The 24,218-nt window shown below is 69.4% G+C and carries 21 protein-coding genes; 6 read left to right on the top strand and 15 right to left on the bottom strand.

The annotated features are described in order from the left end of the window. Positions 1-39: 39 nt before the first annotated feature. Positions 40-864 (bottom strand): TetR/AcrR family transcriptional regulator, encoded by an 825-nt coding sequence (locus ACTMTF_RS12535; RefSeq protein ID WP_441110747.1) that lies wholly within the window; start codon positions 862-864, stop codon positions 40-42. Positions 865-1,195: 331 nt separating this feature from the next. Between ACTMTF_RS12535 and ACTMTF_RS12530 the strand changes: the two genes are divergently transcribed. Continuing rightward, positions 1,196-1,552, top strand: a complete 357-nt coding sequence (locus ACTMTF_RS12530; RefSeq protein WP_441110746.1) for a hypothetical protein — start codon at positions 1,196-1,198, stop codon at positions 1,550-1,552. 596 nt (positions 1,553-2,148) lie between these two features. Next, complete coding sequence (locus ACTMTF_RS12525) at positions 2,149-3,984, top strand: tetratricopeptide repeat protein (RefSeq protein ID WP_441110745.1); 1,836 nt, start codon at positions 2,149-2,151, stop codon at positions 3,982-3,984. Positions 3,985-4,689: 705 nt separating this feature from the next. Here ACTMTF_RS12525 and ACTMTF_RS12520 read toward each other — a convergent pair. Next, positions 4,690-5,775, bottom strand: coding sequence for a DUF5937 family protein (locus tag ACTMTF_RS12520; RefSeq protein ID WP_441110744.1), 1,086 nt, complete (start codon positions 5,773-5,775; stop codon positions 4,690-4,692). 99 nt (positions 5,776-5,874) lie between these two features. Here ACTMTF_RS12520 and ACTMTF_RS12515 point away from each other — a divergent pair, with 99 nt between their 5' ends. Next, positions 5,875-7,116 (top strand): MFS transporter, encoded by a 1,242-nt coding sequence (locus tag ACTMTF_RS12515; protein ID WP_441110743.1) that lies wholly within the window; start codon positions 5,875-5,877, stop codon positions 7,114-7,116. Here ACTMTF_RS12515 and ACTMTF_RS12510 read toward each other — a convergent pair. Continuing rightward, positions 7,079-7,372, bottom strand: coding sequence for a hypothetical protein (locus ACTMTF_RS12510; RefSeq protein WP_441110742.1), 294 nt, complete (start codon positions 7,370-7,372; stop codon positions 7,079-7,081). The genes ACTMTF_RS12515 and ACTMTF_RS12510 overlap by 38 nt on opposite strands. A gap of 166 nt (positions 7,373-7,538) precedes the next feature. On the opposite strand from ACTMTF_RS12510, the gene ACTMTF_RS12505 reads away from it, so the two are divergent. The 3 genes from ACTMTF_RS12505 to ACTMTF_RS12495 are packed head-to-tail and all read left to right on the top strand — an operon-like array spanning position 7,539 to position 10,718. Continuing rightward, positions 7,539-8,213, top strand: a complete 675-nt coding sequence (locus tag ACTMTF_RS12505; protein ID WP_441110741.1) for a TetR/AcrR family transcriptional regulator — start codon at positions 7,539-7,541, stop codon at positions 8,211-8,213. Beyond that, a complete protein-coding gene (locus ACTMTF_RS12500) occupies positions 8,206-9,123 on the top strand; it encodes an ATP-binding cassette domain-containing protein (RefSeq protein ID WP_441110740.1) in 918 nt (305 codons plus the stop codon). The genes ACTMTF_RS12505 and ACTMTF_RS12500 overlap by 8 nt, the downstream gene beginning before the upstream one ends. Next, on the top strand, positions 9,120-10,718 hold the full coding sequence (locus ACTMTF_RS12495; RefSeq protein ID WP_441110739.1) for an ABC transporter permease: 1,599 nt from the start codon (positions 9,120-9,122) through the stop codon (positions 10,716-10,718). Before ACTMTF_RS12500 ends, ACTMTF_RS12495 begins: the two co-directional genes overlap by 4 nt. 420 nt (positions 10,719-11,138) lie before the next feature. Here ACTMTF_RS12495 and ACTMTF_RS12490 read toward each other — a convergent pair whose 3' ends face one another. The 12 genes from ACTMTF_RS12490 to ACTMTF_RS12435 form a co-directional block, all read right to left on the bottom strand. Further along, positions 11,139-11,645 carry a DinB family protein gene (locus ACTMTF_RS12490; RefSeq protein ID WP_441110738.1) on the bottom strand — a complete coding sequence of 169 codons (507 nt, stop codon included), beginning with the start codon at positions 11,643-11,645 and terminating at the stop codon, positions 11,139-11,141. Between the two features lie 168 nt (positions 11,646-11,813). Next, positions 11,814-13,034: a cytochrome P450 gene (locus tag ACTMTF_RS12485; RefSeq protein ID WP_397010043.1), complete on the bottom strand. Its 1,221-nt coding sequence runs from the start codon at positions 13,032-13,034 to the stop codon at positions 11,814-11,816. Beyond that, entirely contained in the window at positions 12,938-14,263 is a 1,326-nt protein-coding gene (locus tag ACTMTF_RS12480) for a cytochrome P450 (protein WP_441110737.1), read from the bottom strand. Before ACTMTF_RS12480 ends, ACTMTF_RS12485 begins: the two co-directional genes overlap by 97 nt. Continuing rightward, positions 14,260-14,838: a GTP-binding protein gene (locus tag ACTMTF_RS12475; RefSeq protein ID WP_397010039.1), complete on the bottom strand. Its 579-nt coding sequence runs from the start codon at positions 14,836-14,838 to the stop codon at positions 14,260-14,262. Before ACTMTF_RS12475 ends, ACTMTF_RS12480 begins: the two co-directional genes overlap by 4 nt. Beyond that, positions 14,819-15,169 (bottom strand): DUF742 domain-containing protein, encoded by a 351-nt coding sequence (locus ACTMTF_RS12470; protein ID WP_397010037.1) that lies wholly within the window; start codon positions 15,167-15,169, stop codon positions 14,819-14,821. The genes ACTMTF_RS12475 and ACTMTF_RS12470 overlap by 20 nt, the downstream gene beginning before the upstream one ends. Beyond that, positions 15,166-15,621 (bottom strand): roadblock/LC7 domain-containing protein, encoded by a 456-nt coding sequence (locus ACTMTF_RS12465; RefSeq protein WP_397010035.1) that lies wholly within the window; start codon positions 15,619-15,621, stop codon positions 15,166-15,168. Before ACTMTF_RS12465 ends, ACTMTF_RS12470 begins: the two co-directional genes overlap by 4 nt. 7 nt (positions 15,622-15,628) lie before the next feature. Further along, positions 15,629-17,173, bottom strand: a complete 1,545-nt coding sequence (locus tag ACTMTF_RS12460; protein WP_441110736.1) for an ATP-binding protein — start codon at positions 17,171-17,173, stop codon at positions 15,629-15,631. A 317-nt stretch (positions 17,174-17,490) separates the two neighbouring features. Then, positions 17,491-19,134: a choline dehydrogenase gene (gene betA, locus ACTMTF_RS12455; protein WP_441110735.1), complete on the bottom strand. Its 1,644-nt coding sequence runs from the start codon at positions 19,132-19,134 to the stop codon at positions 17,491-17,493. Then, the gene (locus ACTMTF_RS12450) at positions 19,110-20,045 is read right to left on the bottom strand and encodes an ABC transporter substrate-binding protein (protein WP_441110734.1); all 936 of its coding nucleotides are present in this window, start codon (positions 20,043-20,045) and stop codon (positions 19,110-19,112) included. Before ACTMTF_RS12450 ends, betA begins: the two co-directional genes overlap by 25 nt. A 65-nt stretch (positions 20,046-20,110) precedes the next feature. Then, positions 20,111-21,082, bottom strand: a complete 972-nt coding sequence (locus ACTMTF_RS12445; RefSeq protein ID WP_441110733.1) for an ABC transporter substrate-binding protein — start codon at positions 21,080-21,082, stop codon at positions 20,111-20,113. Next, a complete protein-coding gene (locus tag ACTMTF_RS12440) occupies positions 21,079-22,992 on the bottom strand; it encodes an ABC transporter permease (RefSeq protein ID WP_441110732.1) in 1,914 nt (637 codons plus the stop codon). The genes ACTMTF_RS12445 and ACTMTF_RS12440 overlap by 4 nt, the downstream gene beginning before the upstream one ends. Then, positions 22,989-24,065, bottom strand: coding sequence for a quaternary amine ABC transporter ATP-binding protein (locus ACTMTF_RS12435; protein WP_441111028.1), 1,077 nt, complete (start codon positions 24,063-24,065; stop codon positions 22,989-22,991). Before ACTMTF_RS12435 ends, ACTMTF_RS12440 begins: the two co-directional genes overlap by 4 nt. Positions 24,066-24,218: the final 153 nt, after the last annotated feature.

Raw genomic sequence — 24,218 nt, 5'->3', positions numbered from 1 at the left:
GGCGGCCGTCCACGAGCCGACCGCCGGACCGGCCCGCTGTCAGTCGGCAGGGGGAGCGCTCGCGCGCCCGCTCACCAGTGCCTCGATGCCGTCCAGGACACGCTGGAGGCCGAACTCGAAGGCGTGCTCGGCGCTGTAGGCGGCCCCCAGGGCCTCGCCCGTGGCCTGGCCGACCCGCGCCGCCGTGGGGAAGCGCCCGACGTCGGCGATCCGGCTGAAGAACGGCGCGTGGGCGGCCCACCACTGCTCGTCCGACAGCCCGGTCCGGCTCTCCGCCTGCGCGGCCTCGACGGCCCCCCTCGCCGTGCCGTGCACGAACCCGGTGACCAGCGTGATCACCGAGTCCATCTCCACGTCGGTCAGGCCGATCCCGTCGACGGCACGCAGCTCGTAGTCGTACTTGGCGGTGACGTTCGGGCCGAGCACCGGCCGGCTCGCCGCCACCTGCAGCAGCCACGGATGGCGCAGGTAGAGCCGCCAGTTCTCCCTGGCGATGACCTCCAGCCGCCCCCGCCACCCGCCGGGCACCTCCTCGGGCCCGGCCGTCTCGCCCTGCCCCGTCCCGCCCTGCCGCGTCTCGCCGTACGCCGTCTCGCCGTACACGGTGTCGAGCATGACGTCGAGCAGCTCCGGCTTGCCCGGCACGTAGGTGTAGAGCGACATCGTCCCGACCCCGAGCCTCTCGGCAACCCGCCGCATGGACAGGGCCTGCAGCCCGTCGGCGTCGGCCACCTCGATGGCCGCCCGGACGATGCGGTCCACGCTCAGGTCGGGCTTGCCCTTGCGGCTGGTGCGCTCGCTGGTCCGCCAGAGCAACGCCAGGCTGCGCGCCGGATCGCCTTTGCCGCTGTACTCAACAGTCACAACTCGTACGGTACACCGTACGGTCGATGTTCGGTGTCGATCCGTGGATCTTGGGGTGCCGGTAAGATAACGTGTCATGAGCCCCAAACGGCATTGATCTTGCTATGACTTGCCTGGTCAATGCTGGTTGGTCATGAAACACCCCCCGATGCACATCGACGAGTCAGGTCACTTCAGGAAACAGCCCTTCCGTGAAGTAATCTGGGCCCATGCGGTCCTCCACCCCCAGCTCGGCCTCGCTCGGCTCGGCCCCGGATCGCGCCGAAATCACTTCACGAAAGGTGGTCGGGCTTCCCGAGCGCCTCGATCCGGCCGACGACAGCCTGCCGGTGTGGACGGAGCGCTGGAGCCGCCCACCACCGAGGTGACCGCCTTCAGGCAGCCGGTGTGGCCGCATCGGCGGCATGCTGTCGGCTCCAACCTCCTATGGGTGTCGCTGTATGCCTCAGTCGGCACGAAGCTGAGCGCCGCGTGGCTCGATGGCGACCGGGTGCCGGTCGTCCGCGAGGACGAGCGATCCCATCCGATCTATTCCAAGATGATCGAGTTCGCCCCGCGACAGTCGCGGACCTTGGAGCTCGAACTGGTGGAGCCGTATTCCACTGCGCCGCCGCAGATCCCGGTTCAGCCGCTGGTTCGTCCGCAGCACACCGAGATTATCCAGGATCCTCGGGGCTGCCCTTCGTGAGGCTCTCGGGGAGGAATGGAACGATCAGTGGCGGTAGCGCGTGCAGTTTCCTGTACACGTCGGCGCCACTGACTGTTCCGCTGCTCCCCGAGGGCCATTGTCCGCCACCCGTCCGCGCTCGGTTCCTCCCGCCAGCCCGATGACCACCGCCGCTCCACCTCCGTGGCCACCGGTGCCACCCGCACAGCGTGCACATCCGCGCCCTCTAGGGGTGCCACCGGAATACGGCCGAAACGGGCTGCGGTCACGGGGGCGAGGAACCGGCGGACAGCCGTTGGCGCTGAGAAGGATCAAGACGCACTTACGGCTGAAAGATCCTCACTTGTGAGGACGGTTCCGTCAGCTGATTCTGCGGCGCCGTCGGCGGGCCATCCTGGCCTGCCGGTAGGAGTGGAACGGCGAGTCGGGGTTACCGTCACATTCGTTGACGATCCGTTCTTGACCTGCGCGAAGATCGACCTTTCGTGAAGTGACTTTGCGGCGATCACAAGCAGTTCGACCGGCCGATCACCCGCTCACCGACCAGGTCTCTTCATAGAAGGGTCATTTCCTGAAAAGATCTGGGCTGTCGCGCGTATCTTTCGAAAGGGTGGCGTATGGAGCCGTTGCGGGTGGGTGATCCGCTCCAGGTGGGCCCCTATCGGCTGCAGGGGCGGCTGGGTGGCGGCGGTATGGGACAGGTGTTCTTAGGCCGTTCCCGGGGTGGCCGGCCGGTCGCGGTGAAGGTGGTGCGCCCGGAACTGGCCCACGATGAGGGGTTCCGGCGCCGGTTCGCGATCGAGGTGGAGGCGGCCCGGCTGGTCGGCGGGTTCTACACCGCGCAGGTGGTGGACGCCGACACCGACGCCGATCAGCCGTGGCTGGCCACTGACTATATTCCCGGCCCGTCCCTGCAGCAGGCCGTCGCCGCACACGGACCACTGCCGCCCGCGGCGGTCGGTGTGCTTGGGGCAGGCCTGGCCGAGGGCCTGGCCGCGATTCACAAGTGCAAACTTGTGCACCGTGATCTCAAACCCGGCAACGTGATCTTGGCCGCCAACGGTCCCCGAGTCATCGACTTCGGCGTCGCCCGTGCATTGGACACCACCTCCCACACCGCCACGGGGGCCGTGATCGGCACTCCGGCGTTCATGTCCCCCGAACAGATCCGAAGCGATGAGGTCGGCCCTGCCAGCGACGTGTTCTCCCTGGGGGCGGTGTTGGTTTTCGCCGCCACCGGCCGCGGCCCGTTCGGTGACGGCCACCACCACGCGATCATGTATCGCATCCTCCATAACGATCCCGACCTGGCCGGCCTGCCGAGCGACCTGACTGACCTGGTGGGCGCCTGTCTGGCCAAGACACCCCAGACCCGGCCCAGCCTCAACGATCTTCTCGACCGGCTGACCGCACCGGCTGAGGGCGCCACGCGATGGCTTTCGCCCGAGGTCACCACGATGATCACCCGACTCGAACAGGCACGCGTCGACGCGTTTATCAGCCTGGCCCAGACGGAGGAGGCCGGGAATCCGGAGCAGGCCCGCCAGCTCTACCGGCAGGCCACCGAGGTCGGCGGTAACCCCGAGCGGATGGCCGCGGCGCTCATCGACCTGGGCTGGCTGGAGAAGACGGCCGGGAATCTGGAGGAGGCCCGCACGCTATTCCAGCGGGCCACCGAGATCGGTAACCCCTGGCAGAAGGCCAAGGCGCTTATCTGTCTGGGCTGTCTGGAGTACGACGATGCGGGGAACGTGGAGGAGGCTCGCGGGTTCTGGGAACGAGCGGCAGAGACCGGCCAAGCAGGCATAGCCCCGCAGGCGTTGGTGAACCTGGGCTCGCTGGAGAAGACGGCCGGGAACCTGGAAAAGGCCCGCACGCTCTACCGGCAGGCCACCGAGACCGACGATCTCGACGCGGCGGCCCAGGCGCTCAACGGCTGGGCCGACCTGGAACGCAGCGCCGGGAATCCGGAGCAGGCCCGCCAGCTCTACCGGCAGGCCACCGAGGTCGGCGGTAACCCCGAGCGGATGGCCGCGGCGCTCATCGACCTGGGCTGGCTGGAGAAGACGGCCGGGAATCTGGAGGAGGCCCGCACGCTATTCCAGCGGGCCACCGAGATCGGTAACCCCTGGCAGAAGGCCAAGGCGCTTATCTGTCTGGGCTGTCTGGAGTACGACGATGCGGGGAACGTGGAGGAGGCTCGCGGGTTCTGGGAACGAGCGGCAGAGACCGGCCAAGCAGGCATAGCCCCGCAGGCGTTGGTGAACCTGGGCTCGCTGGAGAAGACGGCCGGGAACCTGGAAAAGGCCCGCACGCTCTACCGGCAGGCCACCGAGACCGACGATCTCGACGCGGCGGCCCAGGCGCTCAACGGCTGGGCCGACCTGGAACGCAGCGCCGGGAATCCGGAGCAGGCCCGCCAGCTCTACCGGCAGATCCTTGACGTCAAGTAACCACTTACCGAACCCGGCAAGTGAGGCGGCGCCGGCGGTCAGAGAGATTTGGAACGGAATCCGGCGTTAACGGGGTTCCGGCAGGTCAGCGAGCCAAGCGTTTCCCTGCCTCCAAACGCGGCTCGCGCCGGATTCCGTTCGGTTCACAGCGCGACAGTGATCTACTTACTGTCACGGTGGGTAGCGCTTGGTAACGGTCGTGTTGCTCTGATGACGCTGTGTCTGCCGGCCAATACGTTGCGTGCATGCCTGTCGACTTCCTGAGCGACTCAGAAGCGGCGAAGTACGGCCGTTACGACGGTCCGCCCTCCCGGGCCGAGATGGAGAAGATCTTCTTTCTCGACAACGAGGACATGGCCCTCATCAAGGCCCTCCGCTCGGGTCGGTGTCATAGGCCCGCAAAGTAGGGGCGTATCCCAATCAGGGCGTCGTACCGGTGCCTGTCGTTCACCGACATTGATTCTCGACACGGGTTTTCGACGCTCACCACCTGCGACCTTGCGGTTTCCGGCGCGAGTGTCGACAGACGAAGGTTCAGGTCTGGAGGAGCTCGAGCGCGCACGCCGCGTCTGGGTGCGCCTCACCCAGGGACGGACCGGCTGCCCGAGGGCAGCAGGCGGTCGCGCCGGTACTGCTCGGAGGCCTGCCGAGTCGGACGATGTTGCGAAGGCGGCGGTCGCCCGTGTTCTGGCAGACCGAAGCTACTCAGCGCAGTACGGCCGTCAGCAGGTCGACGCCCAGCGCCGTCAGATCGGGGAGATTGAGCGTGTAACGGACGTAACGACCGTGCCGCCGGGCCGTGAGCAGGCCCGCGCGGCGCAGGACAGCGAGGTGGCGGGAAACCTCCGGGGGTGAAAGTTCCCAGGCGTGGGCCAGCTCACCGGTGGTGTGCGGGCCGCGGGCGAGAGTGCGCAGCAGCCGCAGTCGTACCGGATGCGCGAGTGCCTCCAGCCGTAGCGTGACCGTTTCCAGCGATACCGGCTTCGATGGACTTGCCTCGGCCACGGGGTACTGCACCACCGGCTGCCACCCGGGCGCGTGGATCACCACCAGGTGCGGGCGGCCGAAGACGCTGGGGAGGAAGGTGACCCCGGTACCGTGGGCGGCGGTCGCATTGTCCTGCAGCTTGTCCACGATGATGCAGTTGCCGTCCGGCGCCAGGGTGACGGCGCCGGAGACCGACGCGAGTGCCGCCCCGATGCCCTGGCGCTTCAGCAGGTCGTTCTTCAGGCGCAGGTCGGTGGCGAGTTGCACGGCGACGCCCGTCCAGGCGGTGTCGAAGAAGGCCTCGGCGCACTGTTCGAGGGTGTGACGCACCCGTGCCCGCACGGCGGCCGGGTCCGCGAGCAGCCGTTCCGCGAAGGCCTCCTGAAGCGCGCCGCGGGCCTGGGCCAGGTCCAGGGCCCGCTCGCGCGCCGTCGCGTCGGTGAGCGGTGACGGCGCGGCGAAGTGGACCCGGTTGCTGCCGCACGTGGTGACGAGCGCGGCGGTCACATAGGTTTCGTCGTCGATCCGGTCCACGTCGTCCAGTTCCTCGGCGAGGGTCGGCCGAGGACGAGCGGGGACCAGAAAGTCGGCTCGTGAGGAACGCCAGAGGAACTCCGCCTCCCGCAACCGCTCGGCCAGCTCCGGCCGCAGCCCAGCCCAGACGTCCCCGGCCCAGCCGGCGAGCTGCGGGTGATGCCCGGGTTCGGCCAGCACGTGCAGCATCGCGGTCAACTCGGCCAGCGGGGAGGCAGCGAACCGCAGTCGCCCGGACGGCAGACCGCCGATGTCGATCCTCAACGTCATCCCCTCATCATCGCTGGTCGGATGGCCGACGACCGCGTCGATTGACGGTGTCCGTCAACCGACACAGTCGGCCCGGCGGCCGAACGCATCGTTTACGCCATGGCAACCACCACCAAGATCCGGCCGCGCGCCCTCGTCCGTGCCTCCGGAGGCCCCCGCTATGCCGTCGCCCTGGCCGTGGACGCGCTCGGCACCGGCCTGCTGCGGCCCTTTCTGCTGCTCTACGGGGTGATGGTGCTGAGGCTGTCCGCGCCGGCCACCGGCATCGCCATGACGGTCGGCGCCGTCGTGGGTCTGGTGTGCATGCCCGCGGTCGGCCGATGGCTGGACCGGGGCGCACGCAGCACGGTCGTGGCAGCGTCGATGCTGGTGCGGGTGCTGGGCGTGGCCCTGCTGCTGGCCACCCCGACGGGGAACGTCTGGCTGTTCGCGACAGCGGCACTCTTCCTCGGCATCGGCAACCAAGCATGGCCGGCCGCCCACGCCGCCCTCGTGGCCACGGTCGCCCACGGCCGCGAACGCGACGCCGCCCTCGCGGGAGGCCGCGCCCTGCGCAACGCCGGCCTGGGCGCCGGTGCACTCCTCGCCACCGTATGCCTGGCGGGCGGCACCACCGCATTGCAGGCGCTGGCAGCCGTCACCGGGCTCGCCTACCTCGCCGCGGCGGCCTTGGCGTGGTCGGTCCACGTGCACGCTCATCCGGCCGCTGCCGCGGCCAAGGACAGGGACGACGAGCCCGCACCCCGGATGCGCGCGCTGCTGGCCGCCAACGTGATCTACGTCTTCTGCCTCAACGTCCCCGAAATCGCGCTCCCTCTGGTCCTGGTGGCACAGATGCACGCCTCCCCGGTGTGGTCGGCAGCCATCTTCGTGGCCAACACGGTGCTGGTGGTCACCCTGCAGGTTCCGGTCACCGTCCTGCTGTCCCGCTTGTCCCGGCGGACCGTGCTGGCTCTCTCCGGCGTGGTGCTCACCGCGTCCTACCTCGGCTTCCTCGCGGCCACCTCACTGGGACACGGCTGGGGTGCCCCGGCCGTCGCCATGGTGTCCGTGGTCTGCACTATCGGCGAGATCATCTATGCCGGTAGCGCCACCGCGCTCGTCACCGCCCTCGCCCCGGCCCATGTCCTGGGACGCGCTCTCGCCCGCTTCCAGCTCTCCACGGGCTTCGGTCTCGCCGTCTCCCCGGCGGTCATCACCGCTCTCGCACCCCACGGTTCGGCCGCACTCTGGGGCAGCCTCGCTGGTGCGACGCTCCTCTCCGCCTCCGCCGTTGCCACCGAGAAGGATCAGGAAACGCGGCTCAGCGGTTGCCGCCGCCGGGCGCGAGCAGGCTCGTGAGTTCGGCGATCGCCTCGGGGGACGGCTTGAAGTAGCGGCGGACGTTCTCCGGCTTCTTGTGCCGGGACTTCGCCATCAGCATCAACAGCGAGGCGCTCTGTTCGCCGAGATGGGTCAGGGCGGAGTGGCGGTACTCGTGGAGGTCCCAGCCCGTGCCCGGTCCGCGCAGGGCGGTGTGCTCGTCGAGCAGGGCGCGGGCCTGCCCGTAGGAGAGACGCCAGGCCGGTGTCCGGGCACGCGTCGCGGGGGCTGACAACCTTGCCCGGTCAGCATCACCTACGCAGGTCACAACAAGATCAACGCCGTTTGGGGCTCATGACAGCGTTCTTACCGGCACCTCATCTTGTGTTGTCCACGGACTATACGTTTGGATAGTATCCTCTACACACGGATAGCTTCCTGGACGATTGGACAATGGACTCGTGACGACGTCGAGACCCGACCCCGAGGACCTGACCGCTCGCGCGCGGATCCGGGACGCGGCCCTGCGGCTCTTCGGGGAGCACGGCTTCGAGGCGGCGACGACCCGGCGGATCGCCGAAGCCGCAGGAGTGTCCCCAGGGCTGGTGCGCCATCACTTCGGGTCCAAGCAGGGGCTCCGCCAGGCCTGCGACGCCCACCTGATCAAGCTGATCACCAGGATCAACGAGCAGGTCGCCGCCGACACGACCGCCGCCGACGCACCCGTCGGCGGCGTGAACTACGTCGGGGCCTCCCTGGCGGCCCTCGGCCCCTACCAGCGGTACCTGGCGCGGGCCCTGACCGAGGGATGGGCGGAGCCGGTGTTCGACGCGATGGTTCAGATGAGCGAGCAGCGGCTCGCCGAGCTCGACGAGCGCCGCTCCGATCCGCCCTTCGCCCACCGCAAGGCCAGGGCGACGGTGAGCACGGCGATGGCCCTGGCCGTCGGGATCCTGCACGAGCACGTGTCCCGGGGGCTGGGCGTCGACGTGTCCACCGAGGAGGGCGCCGACCTGCTCGCCGTGACCCTGCTCGATCTCTACTCCCACCCCTGGCTCAGCCCGGAGCAGGCCGCCGCGTACCGCGACGCCCTGGAGAGCACCCGGCGTTCGACCGAGGAGCACGCTGATGAGTGACGCGATAGCGGTAACCGGCCTGGTCAAGGCGTTCGGCGCCACCCGCGCCCTGGACGGGCTCGATCTCGTCGTGGGCACCGGTGAGGTGCACGCCTTCCTGGGGCCCAACGGCGCCGGCAAGAGCACCACGATCCGGACCCTGCTCGGCATGCTCCGGCCGGACGCCGGCACCGCCCGGCTGCTCGGCGGCGACCCGTGGGCCGACGCGACCGAGCTGCACCGCAGGCTCGCCTACGTGCCCGGCGACGTCACCCTGTGGCCCCAGTTGTCCGGCGGCGAGGTGATCGACCTGCTCGGCCGGCTGCGCGGCGGGCTCGACGAGCGGCGTCGCGACGAGCTGCTGGAGCGCTTCGACCTGGACCCCCGCAAGAAGAGCCGCGCCTACTCCAAGGGCAACCGGCAGAAGGTCGCCCTGATCGCCGCGCTGGCCTCCGACGCCGAACTGCTCATCCTCGACGAGCCCACCTCCGGCCTGGACCCCCTGATGGAGGAGGAGTTCCGCGAGACGGTCCGTCAGGAGCGGCGCCGCGGAGACCGGACCGTGCTGCTGTCCAGCCACATCCTGTCCGAGGTCGAGGCCCTGTGCGACCGGGTGACCATCATCAAGGACGGCCGCACGGTAGAGAGCGGCACCCTGGCCGGCCTGCGCCACCTCACCCGCACCTCCATCCAGGCCGACCTGGCGGCGCCGGCGGACGGGCTGGCCGCCCTGCCCGGCGTGCACGACCTGAAAGCCGAGGGCGGCCGGGTCCGGTTCGACGTCGACACCGCCGCCCTGGACGCGGTGCTGAGGCATCTCACGGACGCCGGCGTACGCGGCCTCGTCAGCCGGCCCGCCACCCTTGAGGAGCTGTTCCTGCGCCACTACGACCGCGGCGCGGACGCGCCGCACGCGGGAGCGGTTCGATGACCGCGCTCACCGGCACCGGCCACCTGGCCCGCCTGGCGCTGCGCCGCGAACGGGCCATCGCCCCCTGGTGGATCCTGCTGATCGTGAGCCTGGCGCTGGTGATGGTCGCGTACGTCACCAGGAACATGGGCACCTACGAGCTGAAACTCGCCTACGTCGACCTCATCCGCCGCAACGCCTTCTTCCAGGGCCTCGGCGGCGGATTCGCCGAACCGCGGCTGGAAGTGCTCGCCACTTGGCGCAGCGGCGGCTTCCTCTATCTGGCGAGCGCGTTCGCGGCCGTCATGTCCGTCGTCCGGCACACCCGCGCGGAGGAGGACACCGGCCGTAGCGAGCTGGTCCGCTCAACCGTGGTGAGCCGCCACGCCCAGCTGACCGCCGCCGTGCTGGTGGCGGCCGGGACCAGCCTGGTCTGCGGCCTTTCGACGGCCGTCGTGCTGATCGGGATCGGGCTCGAACCGCTCGGGTCGCTCGCCTACGGGGCCGCCGTCACGGTCGCGGGCTGGGTCTTCGCCGGCATCGCCGCCGTCGCCGCCCAACTGGCACGCGACGCCCGTACGGCCACCACGATCGGCCTGACCGTCCTCGCCCTCTCGTACGTGATGCGCTACGCCGGTGACGCGAGCGGGCAGTACTGGCTGAAGAACCTGTCCCCGCTCGGCTGGAGCCATCTGGTGCGGGCCTACCAGGACGAGCGGTGGTGGATGCTCGGCGTCCCGATCCTGACGGCCGCCGTCCTGCTCGCCGCCGCCTACCGCCTGCTCGGCCGCCGCGACCTGGGCGCCGGGCTACTGCCCGAACGCCTCGGGCGCGCGACGGCCCCGAACCTGCGCGGCCCGATCAGCCTGGCCTGGCGGCTGCACCGCGGCCTGCTGGTGAAGTGGGCGGCCGGAGTCGCGTTCTTCGCGGCGGCGGCCGCCGCGCTGAGCCCGCTGGGCCGGGAACTCCTCTCGCGGCCCAGCATCGTGGTCGACAACATCACCCAAAGCCTCGGCGTGCCCGCCGACGCCACGCTCGGCGCCTACTCCTGGTACCTGATCCTGATCCTCGCGTACGCCATCGCCCTCTACCCGGTGCTCATGACCCTGCGGCTGCGCGCGGAGGAGACCTCAGGCCGCGCGGAGGCCGTACAGGCCACCCCCGTGACCCGGCTCAGGTGGGCGGCCGGGCACCTGGTCGTGACCGGACTCGGCACGACGGCCCTGCTGGCTCTCGCCGGGCTCGTCTTCGGCGCGCTGTACTCAGTGCTCGTCGGCGACCTCACCACCGACCTGCCCCGCTTCCTGGCGGGGGCGCTGGGCGCCGTACCGGCCGCCTGGTGCGTCGGGGCGGTGTGCGTGCTCGCGTACGCACTGCTGCCGAGGGCGAGCGCGGCGATCTCCTGGACCGTCTGGACCCTGACCGTCGCCCTCGGCCAGGTCGCCGCCCCCCTGTACGGGCTCTGGGGCGGCAGCCCCCTGGAGCCCTTCCACTACATCCCCAACGCCTTCGCCGGAGCACCCCTGAACATGGGGCCGACCCTGGCCCTGCTCACCGTCACGGCGGGCCTGCTCGGCGGCGCCATGCTCGCCCTGCGCCACCGCGACTTCGGCTAGGACCTCGCTCAACGGCCGGGGTCGCCGGCTCGCGAATGACCGGCATGTCCGCCTACATCGGCGACGGCGCCAACCGGTGGCCCGCAGCACATCGGCTCGACGCGGCGATCCTGTTCCGCCTGGCATGGGAGAAGGCTCCCGCGGGCAGCGTGCTGCACGGCGTAGCCGAAAGCGGCGTCACCCTGAAGAGCATCGCGGAGACGATCGCCCGGGGCCTCGATCTGCCCACGGTCTCGCTGACCCAGGACGAGGCCGCCGCGCACTTCGCAAGCCCGTTCATGGCCACTGTCTACGGCTCATTCCGGTCATGGAACGCATCCGTGTTGGCCGCCTCGGTGGCGGACACCCGCAGGCTTCGACAAGACGATCTACAGGCGAAGGAACGCAGTCGAGTGGACGATCAACGCATCGAAGAACTGTCTAGCCGCCGGTCGTGCCGTCGAGCATCTCGCGCAGGATGTCCAGGTGGCCGTTGTGGCGGGCTGTCTCCTCGGTGAGGTGGAGGAGGATCCAGCGCAGGTCGACGTGGAGGCCGTTGCGGACGGCTCGCTGGGCCTGCTTGTCCAGGCCGTTCCCGGCGACCAGTTCGCGGTAGCGGGTGCTCTGTTCGGCGTATTCGTCGAGCAATTGAGTGAGCGGGAAGTCAACGGCGATACGCATCTCGCGGTCGGGGTCTTCCTCGGTCCAGGGGCCCCGGTCCTCCTCACCGAGGAAGACCACTTGGAACCAGTAGTACTCGACCCAGCGGAGGTGGTTGATCACTCCGCTCATGGTCATCAGCGGTGAGCCCGGCAGGAGCGCTTTGCCGGCGTTCTCCGCGGCGACGCCCTCGCATTTGGCGCGGGCGGTGTCACGTGCGTAGTCGAGAAACGTGGTGAGCTGGGTGCGCTCGTCCCACGCCGACGGTGTGTCATCGATTCTGGTCATCGCGCGAAGTGTCCCCGATCCCCGCGATCGATGTCGAATGCCCAGGGGCTGGGCGACCGCGATGCGCTGTGGGATCAGTGATCAGGTGTGGTGGACGGCTCCCGGTGTACGGGCTGATCGGCGTGCCCGGCCAGGGGATCGCTCCCGGCCGGGCACGCCGGTAGAGGGTCAGCGGTGCAGCATGAGCGGCAGGCTGCCCCAGCCGTGTGCGATGAAGGACGGGACGTGCGGCAGCTCGCCCTCGTCCACGGCCAGCCGGAGGTCCGGGAACCGGGCGAACAGCGCGGGCAGGGCGGCGAGCGCCTCCTGGCGGGCGAGCGGAGCTCCGATGCAGCGGTGCACGCCGATGCCGAAGGCCAGGTGCTCGTCGCGTTCCTGGGTCGGGTCGAACTGGTCAGCATCCGGGCCGTGCTGGTCGGGGTCGTGCCCGGCCGCCAGGTAGCTGGTGATGATCGCGTCGCCCGCCTCGATCCGTACCCCGCCTATCTCGATCGGCTCGATGGCGAACCGTAGCGGCAGGTTGGCGATCGACGGCGTCCAGCGCAGTGTCTCCTCGATCACCGCGTCCCAGGAGATCTCCCCCGACAGGACACGCCGGAGGTGCTCGGGGTGGGTGAGCAGGGCGTGCACCGCGTTGCCGATCAGGTTGACGGTGGTCTCGTGCCCGGCCGCGATGAGGAGCAGCAGCGTGTCGCGCAGCTCGTCGTCGCTGAGCGAGTCGCCGCTGTCGCGGACGTTGATCAGCTCGGTGGTCAGGTCGTCGCCCGGGTGCTCGCGCTTGTAGGCGACCAGGCCGGGCAGCACGGTGCCGATCTGGGCCGCCGTGGCCGCCGCCTGCTCCGGGGTGCCGGTGGTGTCCATGACGGCCTCCATCACCTGGGCCATCTCCACCCGCATGTGCTCGGGGACGCCGAACAGCTCACAGATCACCCGCATCGGCAGGGGGTGGGCGTAGGCGGTGCGGAGGTCGACGGCCTGACCCGGCGGCTGCGCGGCCATGGTGTCGAGCAGCTCCGCCACGATGCTCTCGACGATCGGCTGCATGGCCTTGGTCCGGCGCGCGGTGAAGCTCGGGGCGATCAGCTTGCGCAGCCGCCGGTGCTCCTCGCCGTAGGCGCTGAGCATGCTGGACACGCCGATCCAGGTCATGAGCCACGTCCAGCCGGGCTCGGTGAGCGCCTGTGGCAGCAGCCGCCAGTGCCGCTTGTCCTTGCTCACCAGCGGATCGAGGATCAGCTGCTTGAGCAGGTCGTGCCGGGTGACCGCCCAGGCGGGGACGCCTCCGGCGAGTTCTACGAGGACCAGGGGGCCGAGGTCACGTAACCGGCGGGCCTCGCCGGGGAGGTCGGAGCCGAAGGGATCGAGGACGACGGGGGCTGGACTGCCCAAGGGGATTCTCCTGGCTGATCGGGGCGGATGGGGGTGAAGCGCACCGGCAGACGCGCCAGGGCGCGGTGGAACGGGCCGGGCCGCCACGGAAGCTCCTCGCGGGGCACGGTCAGTTCGAGGTCGCACAGGTGAGAGGTCAGGCGTTCGATCGCGGTCATGGCGATGAGCACGGCCGGGTCGCTGGCCGGGCAGCGGTGCGGCCCGGCGCCGAAGCCCAGGTACGCGCCGCCGTCGGAGCGCAGCTCCTCGGGAACGTTGGTGGGCTCGGTGTTGGCCGCGGCGTAGGAGACGAGGACCAGCTCGGCCGGCTGGATCCAGGTGCCGTGGAAGTGCACGGGCTGGAGCACGAAGTACGGGCCGTAGTTCGACATGGCGGGCTCGGCGCGCAGGGCCTCCATGAGGGCGTCGTACGTGCTGAGCGCGCCGTTGGTGAGCGAGCTGTAGTAGCGGTCGTCGCTGACCATCCGGGAGATCGTATTGGAGATCAGGTTGGCCATGGGGTCGTAACTGGCGGCCGTCACCAGGACGAGGGTCTCCGCCAGCTCGTCGGGCCGCAGCGCGGCGGGATGGTCGATGAACCAGGAGACCAGGTCGTCGCCCCGCTGGGCGTGCTTGGCCTGGATCAGCTCGCCGATGTAGCGGCTGAACGCGTCGCTGCCCCGCTTGCCCGTCTCGCCGTCAGCCTCCATCATGTCCGACAGGGCCTGGGTCAAGCCGGCGCTGTCGGAGTCGGGCCGCCCGAAGAGCAGGTTGAAGATGCGGGTCGGGATGAGCCGGGCGAAGTCGGCGACCAGGTCGGCCTCGCCCTGCGCGGCGAACTGGCTGATGAGCGAGTCCGAGACCTCGATCACCATCTGGCGCAGCTTGTGCGGCTGGATCTGCTGAAAGCAGTCGGAGATCACCTTCCGGAAGCGGGCGTGCTCGGCCCCGTCGGAGTACAGCGCGCTCGGCCGGCGGCCGAGCATGGCGATGGCCCCCGCGGCTTCCGGGGTGTCGGGGAGCCGCGCCTGCCAGGCGCTGGGATGCTTGCTCCAGACGCCGCCGGCGTTGGTGAGCACGTCCAGGGCGGCCCGATAGCCGAGCACCAGGTGGGCCTCGATGCCCGGGGCGATTTCCACGGGCGCGACCGCGCCGTGCCGCCCGCGCAGCTCCGCGTAGAGTGCCTGCGGATCTCTGGCGTATTCCGGCCCGTACAGGCGCCCGGCGTCGGGCAGGTAGCGCAAGGTCATGACAACACCAGCTCTCTGACGTGCTCCACCAGCGCGATCAGCGAGGCACGGGCGGAGGCGGGGTCACGGGCGTCGCACACCATCAGCGGCGTGCCTGGGTCCAGATCGAGTGCCTCGCGTACGGACTCCAGCGGGTAGTCCGGCGAGTCGGGGAAGTGGTTGACGGCCACCGCGTAGCGGATGCCGGCGTTCTCCACCAGGTCGAGGACGGCGAAGCTCTCGTCGATGCGGCGGGTGTCGGCCAGCACCAGGACGCCCAGCGCGCCGCGCACCAGCTCGTCCCACAGGACCTGGAAGCGGGTCTGCCCCGGCGCCCCGAACAGGTAGAGCACGACCCCTGGCAGGGTGAGGCGGCCGAAGTCGATCGCGGTGGTCGTGGTCGTCTTCTCGTTCACGCCGGTGAGGTCGTCGACCAGCGTGCCCGCCTCGGTGAGCACCTCTTCGGTGTTGAGGGGCTTGATCTCCGAGAGCGCACTCACGATGGTCGTCTTGCCCACGCCGAACGGCCCTGCGATGACCAGCTTGACCGGAATGTGCTCGGTGCTGACGCGGCTGTCAGAGAGCGCGGAGGCCATTGAGTACCAACTCCAAGATCTCGATGTCGGGCAGGTCGGTGGCCGGCGGATCGCGGGTCAGCAGCGTTCCGCCGCCGACCAGTCCGGCGACCAGCAACCGCACCACGCAGTACGGCAGGCCCAGGTGCGCGGCGCACTCGTACACCGACAGGGGCCCGTCCCGCAGCAGGGCCAGCAGATGCGACCCCGGAGGGTCCAGCCCGTGGGCGGCGGCGTCGGGCGAGCCGAAGACCAGGGTCGTGCGCTCGACGCTGATGTGCTCGGGCACGGTCAACCTCGCGGCGGCCATGTAGTCCGGGACGACCCGCCGCCGTTGCCGTCCGGAGGTCATGCCCGGACGCCTGGCACCCTGGCCGCGCTGGCCTCGTCGAGAGCCTTGATGAGTTTCTGCACCTGCAGTTGTACCTCGTAGGCGAGGGCGCCGATGTTGACCGCCCCGGTGGCGGCGACGACGATGGCGGCGCGGTCGCCGGCCGGGGCGATGTAGTAGTAGCCGCTCTCGGCGGAGATGACGATGTCCACCACCCCGCCGTCGGAGCCGCCGCTGAGGCCGTCGCACAGGGCGCGGGCGGCTCCCAGCACGGAGCTCGTCATGGCGGCGGCGCGTTCGCCGCTCTCGGTCGTCACGTCGGCCGAGCCGCCGAGGATCAGCCCGTCACGGCTCAGTACCACGCCTCGCGCGACTCCGGGCAGTGCCAATAGGGGCGAAAGGACCCAGGACACGTCGAGGGACAACGCGCGACCCTTGGTCCGAGGACGGCCTGAAGCGCTAGGAGTGTCCATGGAGCGGTCAATTCCCTTCGGTGATGTCGTGCTGCTCGGTCGGGAGCGCTTCGCGGCGGCCCGCTTCGGCTCCGGTCTGGAAGTCTCCCCACCGCTTCTGGGCTTCCTCCGGGGTGGTGAGCAACCTGCCGTCGGAGCCCTGAGAGCTGCCTCCGGCGGGCCTGGAGCCGGACGCGGCCCGTATCGGCTGGCGGCGACGCTGCGGCAGCGGTGTCAGCTCCTCCTCCGTCGGTTGCCGCTGCGCCGTCGCGGGCTCGGCTCGTACGGAGGCGGCGACGGGCTCAGGGCGCGCAGCCGCGACAGGCTCCGGCTGGGCAGCCGCGACAGGCTCGGCGGCCGCCACGGGCTCCGGCCGGCCGGCCGGGACCGCGGCGCGGACCGGCTCGGGCGCCAAGACCGACGGCCGGCTGTCCTCCGGCATCTCGACCAGCAGGGCGGTGGGGATGGTCAGCACGGCCTGTACGCCGCCGTAGGCGCTCTTCTTGACCGTGACCTGCACGCCGTAGTGGGCGACCTGGCGGCCGATCGCGGCCCAGCCGGTGTGGGGCGGGTTGCCCAGGTCGACCAGGCGGGTCGGCTGGGTGCCGCTCAGCAGGCGGGTGGCGCGGGCGTACTGGTCCTCGTTGAGGCCGACACCGGCGTCGTCGATGACGATGGCGGCGCCGTTGTTGGTCTCGTGTACGGCGATGGTCACCTTGAGCGTGCCGTAGGAGTGGTGGACCGCGTTGGCCAGCAGCTCGGCGGTGATGAACAGGATCGACTCCGCGGCGCGGGCGGCGACCCCGATCCGGCGGCGCAGGTGGTTGGCCGGGCCCTCGATGCGCTGCTCGAAGTTCTCCACCCGGGAGATGGCGCCCACCATCAGGTCCACCAGGTAGGTGTCGTCACGCGAGAGGCCGGGCGTGGCGCCGCACGCGATGCCGGTCACCTGCACGCGACGGATGATCAGCTCGTTGAACATGTCGAGTCCCAGCACCTCGCGCAGCAGCGCCGTGTGCTCGTCGCCGCCGTAGCGCTGTTGCACACCGGCGAGCAGGTCCTGGGCGCGCAGCGCCTGGGTCTGCACGCGGGACATCGCCCCTCTGATGACCGCCTGGGCCGCTTCGTCGATGCGCTCGCCTTCGTCTCTGAGTCCGCGGGTGACCAGGTCGAGGATGGCACGGTGCTGCCTGTCGACGTCTGTGCCGGCGAGTGCGGGGCTCTGCACGCCCGGCACGATCACGTGGGGGGTGCGCAGGTGGGACAGCAGGGCGGGGATGCGCTTGGAGATCAGGTGCTCGGTCTCGGCGCGTACGAGGTCCTGCTGGGCGCGGGCCTCGCGCAGCAGTTCCGCGCTCTCCTGGGCCTGGCGCTCCGCCTGGGCCAGCCGCTGGTTGCCGGCGCTGGTCTCGCGGGTCCGATGCTCGAATTCCTGACGGGCCTGAACGAGCTGCCCACGGGCCTGGGCGAGACGGTGGCGTACGCGCATGTGGAGGAGCAGGACGCCCACGAGAGCGAGGGCGAGGACCACGGCGATGATCACTATGGGAACGCTGGAGGAGTCTGGCGGCATGACAAGTCCTGGGGTCGAGGAAAGCCGGCGGAAAGATGTCGACCGCCGGAGAGCCTGCTAGCAGCGCGTGACGGTCTCGCACAGCGTCCGGCATGGACCGCGTCGGAGTGGACCGCGCCCTTCCGCGACGTCGGCACGGCTGGGTGCCTGGTGCGGCTCTGCCGGCGGCAGGGCGAGGCCGAGCAACATGTGCATCCTCAGTCTCAGTCGAACGACGACCAACAGGGGAACCAGTATTCCCGTTTAGTCACGATAGTCAACCGTGTGTAAGGTCGTCAGTTCTTGCGGTGGCGTAGGGGTTTCGCGTGGATCGATGATCACCGGCGGTAGAACTCGGCGGGCTCCGGGGTCAGGGGGGTGTTGCCGAGAATGAGGTCGGCCGACTTCTCCGCCAGCATCATGACCGGGGCGTAGATGTTGCCGTTGGTGACGTACGGCATGGCCGAGGCGTCCACCACGCGCAGGCCTTCCAGGCCGTGCACACGTAACGTGTCCGGGTCCACGACGGACATCTCGTCCACGCCCATCTTGCAGGTGCACGACGGGTGCAGGGCGGTCTCGCCGTCCTTGGCCACCCAGGCCAGGATCTCCTCGTCGGTCTCCACCGACGGGCCGGGGGAGATCTCCCCGCCGTCGAGCGCGGCCCAGGCCGGCTGGGAGAGGATCTCGCGGGTGAGCCTGATGGCCTCCACCCACTCGCGGCGGTCCTGCTCGGTGGACAGGTAGTTGAAGCGGAGCGCGGGCTTGACGCGGGGGTCCGCCGAGGTGATGCGCACCGAGCCGCGGGCGTCGGAGTACATCGGGCCGATGTGCACCTGGTAGCCGTGCCCGCCCGCGGGGGCGCTGCCGTCGTAGCGGACGGCGATCGGCAGGAAGTGGAACATCAGGTTCGGGTACGGGACGTCGTCGTTGGAGCGGATGAAGCCGCCCGCCTCGAAGTGGTTGGTGGCGCCGGGCCCGCCACGCAGGAAGAGCCACTGCGCGCCGATGAACGGCCTTCGCCACCTGGCCAGCGACGGCTGCTGCGACACCGGCTGCGTGCAGGCGTGCTGGACGTACACCTCCAGGTGGTCCTGAAGGTTGGCGCCCACGCCGGGCAGGTCGTGCACCATCTCGACGCCGAGCGGCTCCAGCAGCTCGGCGGGGCCGACGCCGGACAACTGCAGGAGCTGGGGGGAGTTGATGGCGCCGCCGCTGACGATGACCTCGCCGGCGTCGACGCGCTCGCCGTCGCAGATCACACCGACCGCTCGAGTGCCCTCGAAGACGATCTTCTCGACGAAGGCACGGGTTCTGATGGTGAGGTTGCGGCGGTGGCGTACCGGATGGAGATAGGCGCGGGCGGCGCTCAGCCGGCGGCCGCGGTGCAGGTTGCGGTCGAAGGCGGCGAAGCCCTCCTGGCGGTAGCCGTTCACGTCGTCGGTGAGCGGGTGGCCGGCCTGCTGGACGGCCTCGAAGAACGCGTCGAACAGCGGGCCCTTGGCCGGGCCGCGCTCCAGCTTGAGCGGGCCGTCGCCGCCCCGGAAGTCCGTGCCGGGGTCGGCCAGGCAGTTCTCCATCTTCTTGAAGTACGGCAGGCAGTGCGCGTAGTCCCAGTTCTTCATGCCGGGATCGGCCGCCCAGCGCTCGTAGTCGAGCGGGTTGCCGCGCTGGAAGATCATGCCGTTGATGCTGCTGGAGCCGCCGAGGACCTTGCCGCGGGCGTGGTAGACGCGGCGGTCGTTCATGTGCGGCTCGGGCTCCGACTCGTACTTCCAGTCGTAGAACCGGTTGCCGATGGGGAACATGAGCGCGGCGGGCATGTGCACGAACACGTCCCACAGGTAGTCGGGCCGGCCCGCCTCAAGCACCAGGACCGACACCGACGGGTCGGCGCTGAGCCGGTTGGCCAGGGCGCAGCCCGCGGAGCCGCCTCCCACGATGACGTAGTCGTAGATCAACGGGGGATCCAGTCCTTCCACACGATCTCGTTCTCCTCGACCCAGCGCTTGGCGGCCTGGTCGGCGTTGAGCCTGCGGTTGATCATGTCGCTGGCGACGGCGTTCTGGTCGTCGTTGCTCCAGCTGAAGTTACGGACCAACTCGTAGGCCTTGCCGCCGGTCTCGGCGAACTTCTTACTGACGATCTTGTCGAGCAGGTAGGGAGGGTAGTCGCAGGCGACCTTGGCGGCGTCGGCGTCGCAGCCGATGGCGTAGGGCGGAAGGTTGATCTTCACCAGCTTCACCTTGGTGAACAGCCACTGCGGCTCGTAGAAATACATCAGCAGCGGCGTCTTGTTCTTGGTGGCCGCCTGGGCCGCCTTGATCAGTGCGGCTTCGCTGCCGGAGTAGACGACCTTGTAATTCAGGTTGAGGTTCCTGACGATCGCCTCGTCGTTGGTGACGAAGGTGGGATCGCCGTCCAGCACCTGTCCGCGCTCGCCGGATCTGGGGGTCCTGAAAAGGCTCGCGTACTTGTTCAGGTTCCGCCAGTTGGTGATATCCGGATATTTCTTGACCATCCACTCAGGCACGTACCAGCCGATCACCCCTTTGTTGCCGGTGAGCCCGGCGGAAAGGGCGACCTTCTTCTTCTCGATGTACTCCTCTTTGAGGTCGTTGTGGCCCCAGCTCTCGACGATGACGTCGACCTCGCCGCTCTCGAAGTCACGCCAGGATTGGTCCTCCTTGATCTCCCGCTTCACGACCTTGTAACCGAGTTCCCGTTCGAGCAGGTAAGCCAGCACAGCGGCCTGGGCCTCATAACCGGCCCACGCGTGAATGTCCATCCTGACCGTTTTGTTCGCCGCACTGGCAGAGGTGGGGGCCTCATTGGTGCAGGCCGTGAGCAGCAGGGCCAGCAGTAGGGGCCCGACGAGTGTCTTGGTTCGCATGAGAGTCTCCGCGACCGTGACCCCGCCCTGCGGCGAGGTCACGGGTCAAGGGGGATCAGGGAGTGTTACGCGGGGATCCAGGCCTGCCACTTGGCCTTGTTGGCCTCGACCCACTTCTTGGCCGCCTCCTCGCCGGACATGCCGTTGTTGGTCATGTCGTCGGCGACGGCGTTCTGGTCCTCGTTGGTCCAGCTGAAGTTCTTGACCAGCTCGTAGGCCTTGCCGCCGGTGTCGGCGAACTTCTTGCTCACGATCTTGTCGAGGTCCATCTCGGCGTAGTCGCAGGCGACCTTCTTCGGGTCGGCGTCGCAGCCCTCGGTGTACGGGGGCAGGTTGACCCTGACCAGCTCGGTCTTGCTGAACAGCCAGTGCGGGTCCCAGAAGTAGAACAGCAGCGGCTTCTGCTGCGCCTGCGCCTGCTGGGCGCCCTTGATCAGCGCGGCCTCGCTGCCGCCTGTGACGATCTTGAAGTCCAGCTTGAGGTTCTTGATCAGCGCGGCCTCGTTGCTGACGTACGACGGGTCACCGAACAGCAGCTGGCCCTTGTCGCCCGACTCGGACGTCTTGAAGAGCTTGGCGTACTTGTTCAGGTTCTTGTAGTCGGTGATGTCGGGGTACTTGTCCGCCATCCACTTGGGGATGTACCAGCCGATGACGCCCTTGTTGCCGGTCGAGCCCGCCTCGACGGCCGTCTTCTTCTCCTCGATGAACTGCTTCTTGAGGTCCGGGTGCCCCCAGTTCTCGATGATGACGTCGACGTCACCCGTCCCGAAGCCCTCCCAGGCCAGCTGCTCCTTGATCTCCGGCAGCTCCACCTGGTAGCCCAGCTCGTTCTTCAGCAGGTACGCCACGACGTTGGCGCTGGCCTCGTACCCCACCCAGGGGTTGATCGCGATCTTCACGGTCCCGGGAGCCGAGCCGGAGGCGCTGGCGGTGCCCTCCGGAGCCGCGGAGCTGGGGGAGGTCTGCACCGTGGCCCCGCCGCATCCTGCGGCGAGCCCCAGGGCTAGTAGGCCTGCGAGCAGGCGAATCTTCATTTTTGCTTTCCTTTTGTGGGGGATGGGCGCCTGTCGGCACCTTGCGTGATGCGGTCGAGCATGACTCCGAGCAGGACCATCGCGACACCGGCGACGAATCCCATCCCGAAGTCCGTCCGCTGGGAGAAGCCGAGGACCACGTCGTAGCCGAGGGCTCCGGCTCCGACCAGCGCGCCGACGACCACCATGGCGAGCGTCATGACGATGCCCTGGTTGGCGGCGAGCAGGATGGCGCGCCTGGCCATCGGGAGCTGCACCTTCCACAGGAGCTGTCCCGAGGTGGATCCGGCGGAGGCGGCCGCCTCGACCACGGTGGCGGGCACGGTCCTGATGCCGTCCTCGACGAGCCGCACGACCGGCGGCACGGCGAAGATGATCGAGGCGAAGATCGCGGTGAACCGGGTGGTGCCGAACAGGGCCAGCGCCGGCAGCAGGTAGACGAACGACGGCATCGTCTGGGCCGCGTCGAGCAGCGGCCGCTGGATGGCGGAGTAGGTGTCCGACCTGGCGGCGGCCACGCCCAGCAGCAGGCCGATGACGAGGGTGATGACGACCGCGACGGCGACCGTGGTCAGCGTCCGCATCGAGTGCTCCCAGGTGCCGAGCAGCGCGATCGCCAGCAGGCAGGCCAGGGCCGTCAGCGCGGGCCGTACCCCGCTGATCCGCCACGCCACGATCAGCACCGCGGCGGCGACCAGCCACCACGGCGCCGAGGTGAACAGGCTCTCCAGCGGGTTCAGCACCAGGTTGGAGAAGGTGTCCTTGATGGAGGAGGTGACGCCGAACCAGCTCGTCTCCGCCCAGAGGACGACGTCGTTGATCTCGGAGACGAGGTTGATCGTCAGGTTCTCGGGCCACTCGCGCGGCAGCAGCTGGGCCGCGACCAGGCCCGCGCCCGCCAGGACCGCCGCGACGACCAGGCTGGTCCTGCCGATCTTGTTACGCGGGTCGCGCTTGGCCACCGAGACCATCATCCGGTCCAGCACCACCGCCATGATCACGATCGCGAGGCCGGCCGGGAGCATGATGCCCACCTGCGCGCGCGACAGGCCGCGGATGATGTCGGAGCCGAGGCCGGGCGCGGAGATCAGGTTCGCGATGACCACCATGGACAACGCCATCATGATCGTCTGGTTGACCGCCAGCGCCATCGTGGACCTGGCCAGCGGCAGGCGCACCTTGAGCATGGTCTGCGTCCCGGTGGCGCCGAGGGAGGCCGAGGCCTCGACCGCGGTGGGGGAGACCCGCTCGATGGCCAGCGCGGTGATCCGGATCGCCGGCGGGATCGAGTAGATCATCGTCGCGATGACGCCCGCCGGGGCGCCGATGTGGAAGAACAACGCCAGCGGCGCCAGATAGGCGAAGTGCGGCATGATCTGCATGACGTCCAGGACGGGCGTGATCAGCCTGCGCACCCGCGGCGACAGTCCCGCCCAGACGCCCAGCGGGATGCCGATGGCCAGGGACAGCAGCACCGCCGAGGCGACCAGGGCGAGGGTGTCGACGCTGGCCTGCCAGAGCCCGAAGACGCCGAAGGCGCAGAACCCGGCGACGGCCCCGAGCGCGACCCGCCAGCCCCCCGCCAGCCACGCCAGCGCGCCCATGACCCCGATCAGGCCGGGCCAGCCGAGCGCGTACAGGGTGGTCTGGAAGAAGCCGAAGACCATCTCGACGAAGATCCGGATGTAGTTCAGGAAGTACAGGAAGACCGGGTTCTCGTTACGGTGGTCGTCGATCCACTCGCGCAGCTCGGTGACCGCCGCGAACTGCGGCGCCTCGCTGTTGTGCGGCAGCGTGCCGGTGCCCTGGAAGATCAGGTACGCCACCACGAACAGCAGCGCGATCCCCGTGGGCGCGACCCATCCGGGGACCCGCAGCCTGGAGGGTGTGCTGACGGCCGTACTGCTCATGCCGTCGCCACTCCCGAAGAGTTCTGTCCCTGTCCCGCGAGGAAACCGAGCAGGTCCACCCGGTCCACCACGCCGACCAGCTCGTCACCGTCGACCACCCGGATCGGGCGGGAGGAGGACGAGGCGGCGCCGATGGCGTCCTTGATCACCGTGGCCGCCGGGAGTTCGGGGCCGTCCAGCGGCTCCCCCTCCTCGGGCGGCCGGGCGATCCAGCGCAGGGTGAGCACGTGACTTCTGGGGACGTCTCGCACGAAGTCCGCCACGTAGTCGTCCGCGGGCGCGCCCACGAGCTCCTCCGGCGTGCCGATCTGCACGATCGCGCCGCCCCGCATGATCGCGATGCGCTCGCCCAGCTTGAGCGCCTCCGACAGGTCGTGGGTGATGAACACCATGGTCTTGCCGACCTCGCGGTGCAGGCGGACCACCTCGGCCTGCATGTCCCGGCGGATCAGCGGGTCGAGCGCGCTGAACGGCTCGTCGAACAGCATCACCTGCGGCTCGACCGCGAGCGCGCGGGCCAGCCCGACGCGCTGCTGCATGCCGCCGGACAGCTGGTCGGGGTAGGCGTCGGCGTGGCCGTCGAGGCCGACCAGCGACAGGATGTCCGCCGCCCGCGCGTGCCTGGCGGCCTTGCCGGTGCCCTGGATCTCCAGCCCGTAGGCGACGTTGTCGATCACCCGGCGGTGCGGCAGCAGGCCGAAGTGCTGGAAGACCATGCTGACGTGGTGGCGGCGCAGCTCGCGCAGGCGCGCGGGAGAAGCGGCGCCGACGTCCTCGCCGCCGATCGTGATCCGGCCGGCCGTCGGCTCGATGAGCCGGGTGAGACAGCGTACGAGGGTGGATTTGCCGCTTCCCGACAGGCCCATCACGACGAAGACCTCGCCGGGTCGTACGTCGAAACTGACGTCCCTCACAGCGGCGGTGCAGCCGGTCTTCTCTCTTAGTGCCGCGGGGTCCAGAAACCTGTCGTCGCAGTCCAGCACCCTTTCGGCCTTGGGACCAAAGATCTTCCACAGCCCTTCGACGCCGATGGCCCCACTGTCGGGAGATTCCCGCACCACTTGCCTCCTCAGTTGAGGGGGCAAACATATGTGGTGAATAACGCGAATCTCAATGCTGTGACCTTCTGGAGACCTCTGCGCTCCTGGGGTGTTACGGTCATGGACCGGTCCAAACACCCATTAGGGGACATTTCCTCACTTAATAGATTATTTCGCGCCGTCGAA

This window comes from Nonomuraea sp. ZG12, from assembly GCF_052068115.1.
Classification (GTDB): domain Bacteria; phylum Actinomycetota; class Actinomycetes; order Streptosporangiales; family Streptosporangiaceae; genus Nonomuraea.
This window is presented reverse-complemented; position numbering and strand designations above follow the sequence as displayed.